Below are 12172 nucleotides of genomic sequence, written 5' to 3' on the forward strand. Positions count from 1 at the left end.
GGTCAGCTCAACCTGCGGATCGCCGCGATGGCCGAAGCCAAAGACGCGCGGAAGTTATCGGGGTCGTAAGCGTTTGGCTCCTGCACAGCAGCATAGGCCTTGTTGATGTCGGAGCGGATACCGGCGGCAGCGCCGGATGTGACGCGGCCATTGGTGACAAGGCCGTTCAGAAGCGTGTCGATAGCCATCACCGCCTGCACCGAGCCGGAATAGTCCGTGAAGCGCGGGCGGATCGCGTTGTCGCCGATGATGCCGATCACCCGGAAGGCGTCGGCGTTGGCATAGGCCCGCTGGCTCAGAGCATTGGAAAGCGCCCCTGCCCGCTGTGACAGCGCAATCGCAGCCTCGCGCGGATCGGAGCCGTTGCCGCCCATCGCTGCGTGGAAGCTGCGGCTAGCTGCGCGGAATTCGTCGGCCTGACCCGGCACCAGAGCCCCGGCAACGGCGGTCAGCATGATGATGCTCTCATCATTGAACGGCGCATTGCCAAACGGGATCGGACGCCCCGGATTTTCCTCGAACGTCAGGCGGCGCTGGCTCGAATCCTGGATTTCGCGGTGACATGAATGGCAGTCGAGGAAGTAGTATTGCGGGAAGATCCCTTCCATTCCGAACTTCGGATTGGCGAAAAGTCCGGTTGCGCGGCGCACGGCCTCGGCCTGGCCCACCGCCCAGAAGCGCACCGCGTTGGGCTTGCGCTTACGCTGGACATAATCGTCGTCGATATTGTGGTGCTGTTGAAGCGCACTGAACAGGTCAAGTTCGAACGAGACGCGCGGGTGGCCCGCTGCCATCATCGAGTGCGTGACGAATTGCCCCGGTTTGGTCGAACCGTAGTGGCAATCGAGGCAGACATTGGCGCGAACCTGCGGCTGCTCGAGCGGGGTAAGGCCGTCGGCGACGTTCGAGGCATGCGTCGCAGGGCGAGCATAGTGGCTCGACAGCCACGCATCGCCTGCGGGGCCATGGCAGCTTTCGCAGCCGACGCCATCGGATAGCTGGAAGCGCGGACCCTTGGGAGCGGAGGGTACGTATGTGGCGTGACAGCCAAGGCATTCCTTGGCCTGCGTCGCATCACCAAGGCCGAGCGTTGCGGTAATCTGCTGGCCACGACGACCGGCGAGCACTGCATAGGCGCGGCTGTGAGCGCCGCTTGGCGAGGAAGGCTCCTGCCAAGTTGCGATCTCGTCTTGTCTGACTACAGCGCCGTTCCCTTCGGCACGGCCATGGCAGGTCGAACCTGCGCAACTGGCCACGCCTTCGAACTGCGCGTTGCCCGATGCGGTCGCTGCTGGATAGATTGCGATGAGCCCGAGCACGGCGAAGACGCGCGCGAAACCCGCGACATTCCGGCTCAGGGAATTAGCCAATCCCCACTTCGGCCCTGATCTTGTCATCTCATACCCCCCACGAGATGCCTGCAACTTTGCCTTTTTATCCGAGCGACGCAAGCCCTTAGCGCCATGCGCACCCAGATATCCCGTCTGCTACCTGCGCAAACTACGCCCAAAGGCTAGCAATGCGCAGACCGCGATACTTGTATGGTAACGTCAAGTAATGGGTGATCCCCCGACTCTGCCCTCCCAGGCAAGTGCACCTTTGTCACAGTAGCGACGGGTAGATGCAACCTTCAATCCGATGATTTCCCGGACAAACCTCGCGAATTTTTTGCAAGTGTTGCCTCAATATGAGCGAAAGTGTCGTCTCAGTCCTTTCGCGGATCGAGCAGTCTTGTCATGAATAGGTCAGGCGCGATTTTCAGGGGAGCCGAGCCGATATCATGACACCACCGCCCATTCCCGTCGGCAGCGACGGCCTCTTCCATCCTGCAAACGAGGATCAGGTGATTGCGCTTGTCCATTACGCGCGCGAGGCTGGCGTGCAGATCCGTGCTCGCGGTGCGACGCACTCGGTCGCGTGGAGCATCTACACCGACCCCAGCAGCGACAATCCGCGCAATCGCACGCTCCAGCAAAGCCCGCCTCCGCCCAAGGATGGCAAGCGCGAGATCAACATCGCCTTCGACAAGATGCGCGATCTCAAATGGGTCGATGCTAACAAGGGCGTGATCGAGGCAGGACCGGGCATCAATCTTGGCTGGGACCCGCAGGAACCGTTCGGCGTCTCGACTTTGGAAAACAGCCTGCTCTACCAGATTTTCCAGCAAGGCTGGGCCGTCAGCACGCTAGGCGGGATTACGCACCAAACGCTTGCCGGGTTTACCGCCACCGGATCGGCGGGCGGATCGACTCGCTTTGGTTGGGACAACGCAATCGCCTTCAAGGTGGTCGACGGCACTGGCAATTGCGAATGGATCGAGGAGGGGCATGAGCACTTCCACGCCTATGCGACCTCGATGGGATTGCTGGGCATTGTCGTCGCGGTCCGCATGCAGCTCATCAAGATGTACAACGTCGAAGGCTCCGAACAAACGACGCCTCTTTCGGGCTCAGGAGCGCCGATGGATTTCCTCGGTTCAGGCAGCGCGGACCAGCCTAGCCTAGAGCAGTTCCTCAAGGACACGGAGTACACGCGCGTCGTGTGGTGGCCACAAAAGGGCGCAGAGCGCATCCAGACGTGGCAGGCGAAGCGGGTCGATCCGCCGAAGAACCCCGACGACAACGTGCCCTATCAGCAGTTCACGCCGAACTATGGCGGCCAGACCGAGCAATATCTCGGCGCGCTCATTTTCGTACTGGTGGGGAACACCAACCCGGGGCGCATTATCGGACTGATCTGGCAAAAGACCTGCGCCTATCTTGAAAACCTCGCATTCGTACTGCGGCAGAGCGAGAAGGGCGAGATCTCGCGCTTCCTGACCTTCCTGCTCGGGTGCCTGACCGGGGTTGTCGCCGGGGCAATCGCGACGGTGCTTGCCTTCTTCAACGCAGCCATCACCGCGGTCTTTCCCAAGCTGCTGCCGATCTTCCAGCCGATGACCGAGCGCGGGGAAGAGACGACATTCAACGACTGGTATTGGCGCTCGCTGTGCATGGACAATACCGTCAGCGACGAATTGCTCGGCACCGAGTTCACCGAGATTTGGGTGCCGATCGACCGAACGCAGGAGGTGATGAACATCTATCAGACCATGTTCGAGGAAGGCGGCGAAGAGGCCACCGGCTATTTCTCGACCGAGGTTTATGGCGGCTCGCCCACCCGTGGCTGGATGCATCCCGGATACAGCGATGGCGCGGATGAATATGCAAACGGCGCGGTGCGGATCGACGTCTACTGGTACCGCGACAATGACGGTATTCCCAACGACGACGAGGGCTTCCTCGACCAGTATTGGGACATCCTGAAGCAGAACAACATTCCGTTCCGTCTGCACTGGGGCAAGTTCATCCCGCGTGACAGCCTCCCTTTCTGGGCAAAGTATTACCGCGACAATCTGCCGCGCTTTGGCGACTTCATGGACCTGCGGGCGCAGCGCGATCCGCATGATTTGTTCTTCACCGAATACTGGAGAACGAGGCTGACCGGGAAGTAGAGCCCATCCGCCATTTTTGCTGCGCTGCAACAAAGCGCTTGGCGAATCCTCGAACACGCGTATGTTCGAGTTGGTGGGCGACATATCTGATCTCGCATTGACAGGGGCCGCACTGCTTTTGGCAGGGGCGGCTGCTGGCTTCGCGGGCGGATTGTTCGGCATCGGGGGCGGCTTCGTCGTTGTCCCAGCCCTCGTCTTCCTGCTGCCGCTGATGGGTGTGTCTGCCGAACAAACGGCGCATGTCGCGGTCGGAACCTCGCTTGCAACAATCATCTTCACATCGGTCCGCTCGACCATGAGCCACGCCGCGCGAGACTCGGTCGATTTCGATCTACTCAAGGGCTGGGCCCTGTGGGTGGTGCTGGGCACGTTCGCAGGCGCGTGGATCGCCGACTTCGTTTCAGGCGCTCAGCTCGCGATGATCTTTGGCGTGGGCGTGCTTGGCTTCGCTTTCTATTTCCTGCTGCCTGCGCGCGCTGCCGAGCCAATGTTTGCTGGCATGCCCGCAGGCATTCCCCGCGCAGGGATTGCGGGCACGCTCGGCGCGTTTTCGGCGCTGCTCGGGATAGGCGGAGGGACCCTGACAACGCTCACCATGACCGTGTGCGGCGCGCCGATCCACCGCGCAATCGGAACCGCTGCGGGCATGGGCGCGATCATCGCAATCCCCGGCGCGATAGGCTTTGCGATCATCGGGTTTGGAGAGACGGGATTGCCGTGGGGGTCGCTGGGCTACGTCAATCTGCCAGCCGCGCTCGGCATCATCGTCACCTCGATCATTTTCGCGCCGCTCGGAGTAGCGGTCGCTCACAATCTCGCGCCGCAGGTGCTTCGCCGCGTCTTCGGAATCTACCTCATTGTCGTTGGAGTAACGATGATCGCCAAGTTCTAGTGCCAGTTGAAAAGGGGACCAATCATGCACGCCAATCGCCGCACATTCCTTGCAGGAGCCTCCATCGGAGCCGGGCTTTCCGCCCTTCCCGTAGCCTCCACCGCAACGTCCCCAATGGCCGAGCCCGATTTCGGACCCATGCACGGACAGGCGCTGTTGAGCCGCAATGAGAACCCCTATGGCCCCGCCCCTTCGGCGATCCGCGCGGTGAACGAGAGCGCGCAGATGGGCTGCTATTACGCAGACCGCGGACAGCGCCGCCTGCGCGACATGATCGCAGAACGGCACAATGTCTCTCCTCAGATGGTGGTGATCGGATCAGGCTCGACCGAAATCCTGTGCGCCATCGCGCTTGCATGGGGGCGGCAGGGTTCGGTGCTGGGCGCTGAACTGTTCTGGGATACGACGCTGCTCTATGGAGAACGGCAGGGCGTGCAATCGGTGCGCGTGCCTCTGGCCACCGACATGAACCTCGACCTCGATGCGATGGAAGCGGCAGTGAGTGATGAAACCTCGCTGATCCAGATCTGTAATCCCAACAACCCGACCGGCGTTCTGATCCCCGCAGCTGACCTGCGCGCTTTTGCCAGCAAGGTGAAAGGCAAAGCCACGCTGTTGGTGGACGAGGCCTATAACGAGCTCACCGACAATCCCGACGACAACACGATGATCGATCTGGTGCGCGCAGGCGAAGATGTGATCGTGTGCCGCACATTCTCGAAGATCTACGGCATGGCAGGAATGCGCGTTGGCTATGCGATCACGAGTGAAGAGAACGCGCAGCGCATCCGCGGCCACCTGATGAGCTTTGGCGGCAATATCTCTGGCGTTGCCGCCGCCATCGCCTGCTACAACGATCACGGCTTTCTCGACCGTTCACGTGCGATGGTGCTTGAAGGGCGCGAGATGATCATGGATGCGGTTGCAAAGGCGGGCCTCACCGCGCTGCCGACCCAAACCAACTTCGTCTATGTGAAGGTGCCCGATGCCGACGCCGTGCGGGCTGCCATGGCTGAGCGCGGCATCTCTATCCGCGGCGCCTACGGCAAGTGGACCCAGTATTCACGCGTCAGCACCGGCATGCTCGAGGACGTTTCGCGCTATGCATCCGCGCTGCCCGAGATTATCGATGGGATGAGAGCATAGAGAGAAGAGGATTAGCCTGATGCGGTTTTCGGCATGGGCGGCGCTTGGCGCTGCGATCGGTCTGGCGAGCCCTGCGCTGGCAGACACGCTGGTCGATGTAGAGAGCGAGCATGTCGACGAAAGCGTCGCCATGCCCACCTTCAAGGTCGACACGAGCTGGCCAAAGTTGCCCGATGACATGATCCTTGGCCAGATACCCGGCCTCTCGATTGCCGAGGACGACACGATCTGGGTGCTCACCCGCCCCAATTCGCTCGGCCCCACGGAAATCGGGCGCGACACTGATCCGCCGATCACTCAGGCCTGTTGCACCGCTCCGCCGCATGTTTTGCAGTTTGACCAGGAGGGCAATCTCCTGCGCAGTTGGGGAGGCACAGAGCTTGCGCCGGGTGAAAGCACGGTCACGGGCAGCGGGCGCAACGCGGTCGAGGAAGGCGACGAGCAATGGCCCGCCAACGTGCACGGCCTCTATGTCGACAAGGACGGCACCGTCTGGATCGGCGGCAACGGAAATGGCGACCATGTGGTGCTGAACTTCACCGCCGATGGCGAGTTCATCCGCCAGATCGGCCGACGCCAGACGACTGAAGGCAATGCGAGCGAGGAATATCTCGGCAACCCGGCTGATATCGCTGCCGATGGTGACAGCGTGCTGGTGGCCGACGGCTACATCAACAAGCGCATCATCGCCTTCGACCACGGCGACCTCGCCTTTGACGAGCTCTACGGCGCTTATGCCGAGGACCCCGATGGCGGCACGCGCGACGAACCCTTCGACCAGAGCCAGGCGACAAGCACCGGCGATGGTGGCGCGAACCCGGAAAGCCGCAGCTTTGGCGATATCGTCCACTGCGTGGTGCGTGGCCCTGACGGCACCGTTTATGTCTGCGACCGCCGCAACAATCGACTGCAAGTCTTTCGAGAAACCGATGACGGTACCGAGTTTGTCCGCGATGTCGTCATCGCCGACGGCACGGGAGGAACGCGCACCGCGAGCGACGTCGCGTTCAGCCCGGACGGCACCTACGTCTACGTCGCCGACATGATGAACGGGCGGGTCTGGATCCTGCTGCGCGACACGCACAATGTCGTCGGCTGGTTCGGACGCAATGGCCGTTATCCGGGCCAGTTCATCTGGCTCCACAGCGTCGACGTCGACAGCGAGGGCAACGTTTACACAAGCGAGGTAAATACCGGACGCCGCGTCCAGCGCTTCGTCTTGCAAGGAGCCGAGGACTAGGCTTTACGTAAGCCTGACGGGATTCAAACGGGGACTATAATTCAATGCGTTACTTGGGGTCGCTCCTCGCCACGACAGCGCTCGTGGCACAGCCTGCCTTGGCCGGTGATGAAGTTCTGTATGACGATCGGCCCGATTGGGTCGATGTGCGCGAGATCGACGCAGAAGCGCGCGAGGAAGGTACGCCGATCCTGCTTCTCGACCAGCAGGCCCGGATCGAGAGCGGGCAGCTCTGGCGCTATAGCGACACCGCCGTTGCCGTCGATTCCCCTCAAGCCCTGACCCAGTTCGGTACGCTTTCCGCCAACTGGCTTCCGGACAAGGGCGACCTCATCGTTCACGCGGTCCAAATCATCCGCGACGACGAGGTGATCGACCTGCTCGAAGGTGAGACGCGGTTCGAAGTGCTTCGCCGCGAACAGGGGCTTGAATCGCGGCTGTTGAACGGTGCGCTGACAGCGACGATGAACGTGCCGGGCGCGCGGTTGGGCGATATCATCCGCCTCGCCTATTCGGTCACCACCAGCGACCAGGCCATGGGCGATAACGTGCAATGGCAATCGGGCATCATCGCCGATCCCTTCCCTCTTGGAAGTGGCCGGATCAGCGTTTCCTGGCCCGAAGACTTGGCCGTTGCACGCCTGCGCAAAGGCGACGCCGAGGTGGGCGAGCCTCAGCTTGTCGATGGCTACAATGTCTGGTCGGTCGACATTCCGGTAAGCGAGGTCGACCCCACTCCAGGCGATGCACCCTCGCGCTTCCGCATTGGCGAGCTGATGCAGGTCTCGACCTATGCCGATTGGCAGGCTGTCTCCTCCAACATGGCCAAGCATTACAAGGTCGAGGGCAGCATCGAGCCGGGAGGCGATCTGGCCGGGGAGGTCGCGCGCATCGCCGAGGCGAGCGATGATCCACTCACCCGCGCCGCGATGGCTGTGAAGCTGGTGCAGGACGATATCAGCTACCTCCTGAACGGCCTCGATGGCGGCAATTACTTGCCCCAGTCGCCCGAAGAGACATGGGAAAACCGTTTCGGCGACTGCAAGGCGAAATCGGTGCTGCTGCTCGCCATGCTGCGCGAGCTTGGCGTCACATCCGAGGTCGTTCTGGTCAAGAGCCAGGGCGGCGATTCTGTCCCAGAGCTCGCCCCCATGCCGGGCAATTTCGATCACATGATCGTGCGCGCGGAAATCGACGGGGTGAACTACTGGCTCGACGGCACATCCTCGGGCACGCGGATCGACACGATTGATGCGGTCCCACGCTTCTTCTATGCCCTTCCCTTGCGCGATGAGGGCGCCGAACTCCTCAAACTGGATGAACGCGCGAAGGCGACGCCCGACCGGCTGGTGCGGCTTGAAGTTGACCATTCATCCGGCGTGCGCCTGCCTGCGCTTTTCAACGTCGAAATCGAGTTTCGCGGTACGGCCGGCGCGCAGTGGCGCTCGGTGGCGGAGCAAGGCGACGAGGAGATGCGCGAAGGCGCGGTCTACCGTGCAGTTTCCGGCGTCGTCGGCCCAGCGCAATTGGTCGATCACGAGATCTCCTACGACGTTGAAACCGGTGTCGCCCGCGTCAGCGCTCGCGGCGCTCGAACGACGCCATGGCGGCGCGACGATATTGAATACAAGCTCGTCGCCCCCGCTCAGGCTGCAAAAGCGGTCGGTTTCAACACCGACCGCGCACGGGCGGCATGGCGCGACATTCCCCTTAAGCTCAACGGCCCGATCTACTTCGCTTCCGAGCTGGAGATGAAGCTCCCATCGACCGGTCCCGATTTCGAGCTCGAAGGCAGCGAGGAATCCTCGCAAACAATCGGCGGGGTCGAGTTGTCCTCGATGGCCAAGCTCGAAGGCGACCGCTTCATCCTGTCGCAGTCCATGCGAAGCGTAACCGAAGAATTGCCTGCCGAAGACATCCCGGTCGCCCGCCGCGCTCTTGCTCGTTTCGACCGAGCCTTGCCAGTGGTGCAGACCTCTGGCGGCGTGCGCGAATTGTGGGAGTATTTTGGCGAGGATCGCGCGCTGCTCGAAGCGCACGAGGCCTTCTACGCGCAGGCCATCGCAGAAGCCGACGAGGATGAAGGCAATCCATACCTCAACCGCGCGGCCTTCCGCGCCGGAGTCTACGATCATGCAGGCGCGCTCGAAGACGTCGAGGCCGCGATCGAAATCGAAGCTTCGCGCGACCTTTACCTGCGCCGCGCGTCGCTTCGCCGGCAATTGGGCGATCTTGAGGGTTCGCTTGCCGACCTGCAGCTCGCAGAAGACCTCAAGCCCGACGGCGCGACCTACGAGAACCAGGTAGAGGTGCTCGCGCTGCTCGGAGAGACCGAAGAAGCGCTTGCGCTAGCCGAGGACTTTGCAAGCTTCGCCGAAGATCCGGTTGATGAGGCGAACCTGATGGCGACCGCGCTTGGCTGGGCGGGATCGGTCGAGGAAGGGCTGGACCTGCTCGCCGCACAAGTGCGCCGCCGTCCGGGCGATGGCACGCTGCTCAATTCGGTGTGCTGGAATGCGAGCATCTGGAACGTGCTCAACGATGAGCGGATGCAGTCCTGCATCGATGCGGTCGAAAAGAGCGACTATTCCGCCGCCGCGCTCGACAGCCGCGCGCTGGCTCACTTGCGAATGGGCAACCTCGATGCGGCTCTGGCCGATGTCGATGCAGCGCTTCTCTCACAGCCGGGCCTGACCGCATCACGCCTGCTTCGCGGGATCATCAAGGTCCGTCAGGGCGAGGAGGCGGAGGGTCGCCGCGAGATCGAGCTTGCGCTGGCGATGACTCCGGCCATTGAGCAGACCTACCGCGCGTGGGGACTGGATTTCTAGGGGGCCTCGACTTCTAAAGCAAACGGGCGGCCACATCTCGGTAGCCGCCCGCCATGATATCAGTCGCGACCGATTTTAAGAAGACAGCGCGACGTGCCGCTTCATGTGGTGGTCGATATTGCCGAACTCGTTGTCGAAGATCGTCAGGCGCTTGAAATAGTGCCCGATCGCATATTCGTCGGTCATGCCGTTGCCGCCGTGGATCTGGATCGATTCCTGCCCGACATGATGCGCCGCCTGGCCCACGCGAACCTTCGCCGCTGACACGGCAAGCTTGCGCTCACGCTCTTCAGCGTCGAGGCGCAGGGTCGCAAGATAGGTCATTGAGACCGAGCTTTCATACTCGGTGTACATGTCGACCATGCGGTGCTGGAGCACCTGGAACTTGCCGATTGGCACGCCGAACTGCTTGCGCTGCTTCGAATATTCGAGCGTGATTTCGTTCGCGACCTTCATCGCGCCGCATGCTTCGGCGCATTGCGCTGCGATGGCTTCGTCGGTGACGCGTTCGATCAGCGGAAGGGCGCCCCCCTCTTCACCAATCAGGGCGTCGGCAGGCACCTGCGCATTCTCGAAATAGACTTCCGAAGCGCGGCGTCCATCAACGGTCGCATAATCGCGGGTGACGACGCCGTCGGCGCTCTTGTCGACGACGAACACCGACACGCCCTCGCTGTCGCGGCGATCACCGCTCGTGCGCGCTGTAACGATCAGGTGGCTCGCCCAAGGTGCGCCAATTACGACCGCCTTGTGGCCGTTGAGAACATAGGCGTCGCCGTCCTTCTTCGCGGTGGTCTCGAGGTCGGCATAATCATACCGGCCCTTCGGCTCGGCATAAGCGAAGGCGAAGACCCGGCTGCCATCGACGATGCCGCCAATATGTTCTTCCTTCTGCGCCGCCGTACCAGCGTGCTTCAGGAAACCGCCTGCGCATACGACGGTCGGGACGAACGGCTCGACCACGAGGCCTTTGCCGAACTCTTCCATCACGACCATCGCGTCGATCGAACCGCCGCCAAAGCCGCCATCTTCTTCGCTGAACGGCATGCCAAGGATGCCAAGCTCTGCCAGCTGCGCCCAGATTTCGGGACGCCATCCGGCCTCGCTCGCGATCACTTCGCGGCGGGTTTCCGAGCCATATTGCTCGCGGACAAGGCGCGACAAGCCATCGCGCACCATGTCCTGTTCTTCTGTGAAATTGAAATCCACGTGTGTTCCTCTCTGGTGTCGCTCGGTCCCTTAAAGGCCGAGGATCATTTTCGTGATGATGTTGCGCTGGATTTCGTTCGATCCGCCGTAGATCGATGTCTTGCGCATGTTGAAATAGGTCGCAGCCGAGTGCTGCGCGTAATCAGGCCCGATCGGGTACTGGTTCGAGCTCGCATCCGCGATCGAACCATACATCGGCGTTCCGTACGACCCGACCGCTTCGAGCGTGAGTTCGGTCAGGCGCTGCTGAATTTCGGTACCCTTGATCTTGAGGATCGAGCTTTCCGGCCCCGGTCCCTTGCCCGCCTGCTCGCCTGCAAGAGTGCGCAGTTCGGTGATTTCGAGCGCGGCGAGGTCAATCTCAAGCTGGCTGACCTTGCGAGCAAAATCGAAGTCGCTCATCAGCGGCTTGCCGTCGAGCGTTTCGCTGCCGGCAATTTCGCGCAGCTTCTCAACGCCGCGCTTGGAGCGTGCAACGCCTGCGATGCCCGAACGTTCGTGGGCGAGCAGGAACTTCGCATAGGTCCAGCCCATGTTTTCCTGACCCACGAGGTTCTCGACCGGCACGCGCACATCGGTGAGCCAGGTCTCGTTGACCTCGTAACCGCCGTCGATGAGCTTGATCGGCTTTACCTCAACGCCGGGCGTTTTCATGTCGATCAGGATGAAGGAGATGCCCTCCTGCGGCTTGGCGGCATCGGGATCGGTGCGGCACAGGAAAAAGCCCCAGTCGGCGTGCTGAGCAAGCGTCGTCCAGGTCTTCTGGCCGTTGATGACGTAATGGTCGCCATCGCGCACGGCAGTGGTCTTGAGGCTGGCGAGGTCAGACCCTGCGCCCGGCTCGGAATAGCCCTGACACCACCACACATCGCCCGACAGGATGCCGGGAAGGTGGCGCTGCTTCTGCTCGTCATTGCCGAAGGTGTAGATCACCGGGCCGACCATCGAGACGCCGAACGGCAGCGGCATGAAGGTGCCGACGCGCGCGTTCTCTTCGGACCAGATGTAGCGCTGCGTCGCGGTCCAGCCGGTGCCGCCATATTCGACCGGCCATGCGGGCGCAGACCAGCCCTTCTTGCCGAGGATCTTGTGCCACGCGGTCATGTCTTCGGGCGACATGTCCTCGCGATTGCCCATGCCTTCGAGATGCTTGGGGTGGTTCTCTTCGATGAAGGCGCGGACCTCTTCGCGGAACGCCACTTCTTCGGGGGTGAATTCGAGGTTCATAGCTGTGCTCTCTCTTCAAACTTTCTGCGGTTCAATGTGCCACGAGCTACGCAGCACTTAAAGGATAAGTTTCGTTTTTGAACCCGTATCGAGTGCTTAAGTGCGCAAGAGCGCCACCTGACGTAACGTCACGG

The 12172-nt window shown here is 61.8% G+C and carries 8 protein-coding genes; 5 read left to right on the forward strand and 3 right to left on the reverse strand.

From position 1 onward, the window contains the following. Nucleotides 1-2: 2 nt before the first annotated feature. Nucleotides 3-1370, reverse strand: a complete 1368-nt coding sequence (locus tag NAP1_RS09375) for a multiheme c-type cytochrome (RefSeq protein ID WP_007165044.1) — start codon at nt 1368-1370, stop codon at nt 3-5. 410 nt (nt 1371-1780) lie between these two features. Between NAP1_RS09375 and NAP1_RS09380 the strand changes: the two genes are divergently transcribed. The 5 genes from NAP1_RS09380 to NAP1_RS09400 all read left to right on the forward strand — a co-directional run bounded on the left by NAP1_RS09380 (nt 1781) and on the right by NAP1_RS09400 (nt 9602). Next, the gene (locus NAP1_RS09380; RefSeq protein WP_007165045.1) at nt 1781-3493 is read left to right on the forward strand and encodes an FAD-dependent oxidoreductase; all 1713 of its coding nucleotides are present in this window, start codon (nt 1781-1783) and stop codon (nt 3491-3493) included. A 70-nt stretch (nt 3494-3563) separates the two neighbouring features. After that, complete coding sequence (locus NAP1_RS09385; protein WP_371170579.1) at nt 3564-4385, forward strand: sulfite exporter TauE/SafE family protein; 822 nt, start codon at nt 3564-3566, stop codon at nt 4383-4385. 24 nt (nt 4386-4409) lie between these two features. Beyond that, entirely contained in the window at nt 4410-5531 is a 1122-nt protein-coding gene (locus NAP1_RS09390) for a histidinol-phosphate transaminase (protein ID WP_040464381.1), read from the forward strand. 19 nt (nt 5532-5550) lie between these two features. Further along, nucleotides 5551-6771, forward strand: coding sequence for a two-component regulator propeller domain-containing protein (locus NAP1_RS09395; RefSeq protein WP_007165048.1), 1221 nt, complete (start codon nt 5551-5553; stop codon nt 6769-6771). A 44-nt stretch (nt 6772-6815) separates the two neighbouring features. Beyond that, nucleotides 6816-9602 carry a DUF3857 domain-containing protein gene (locus tag NAP1_RS09400; protein WP_007165049.1) on the forward strand — a complete coding sequence of 929 codons (2787 nt, stop codon included), beginning with the start codon at nt 6816-6818 and terminating at the stop codon, nt 9600-9602. A gap of 75 nt (nt 9603-9677) precedes the next feature. Here NAP1_RS09400 and NAP1_RS09405 read toward each other — a convergent pair whose 3' ends face one another. Both NAP1_RS09405 and NAP1_RS09410 read right to left on the reverse strand, forming a co-directional pair. After that, on the reverse strand, nt 9678-10811 hold the full coding sequence (locus tag NAP1_RS09405; protein WP_007165050.1) for an acyl-CoA dehydrogenase family protein: 1134 nt from the start codon (nt 10809-10811) through the stop codon (nt 9678-9680). Nucleotides 10812-10841: 30 nt separating this feature from the next. Continuing rightward, nucleotides 10842-12038: an acyl-CoA dehydrogenase family protein gene (locus NAP1_RS09410; protein WP_007165051.1), complete on the reverse strand. Its 1197-nt coding sequence runs from the start codon at nt 12036-12038 to the stop codon at nt 10842-10844. Nucleotides 12039-12172 lie beyond the last annotated feature (134 nt).

Origin of the sequence: Erythrobacter sp. NAP1 (assembly GCF_000152865.1) — a bacterium.
Lineage (GTDB): Bacteria > Pseudomonadota > Alphaproteobacteria > Sphingomonadales > Sphingomonadaceae > Erythrobacter.

Bases quoted from the DNA above. Each gene is read 5' to 3' on its own strand.
- NAP1_RS09380 (WP_007165045.1), top strand. From the start codon at position 1,781: ATGACACCACCGCCCATTCCCGTCGGCAGCGACGGCCTCTTCCATCCT.
- NAP1_RS09390 (WP_040464381.1), top strand. From the start codon at position 4,410: ATGCACGCCAATCGCCGCACATTCCTTGCAGGAGCCTCCATCGGAGCC.
- NAP1_RS09395 (WP_007165048.1), top strand. From the start codon at position 5,551: ATGCGGTTTTCGGCATGGGCGGCGCTTGGCGCTGCGATCGGTCTGGCG.
- NAP1_RS09400 (WP_007165049.1), top strand. From the start codon at position 6,816: ATGCGTTACTTGGGGTCGCTCCTCGCCACGACAGCGCTCGTGGCACAG.
- NAP1_RS09410 (WP_007165051.1), bottom strand. From the start codon at position 12,038: ATGAACCTCGAATTCACCCCCGAAGAAGTGGCGTTCCGCGAAGAGGTC.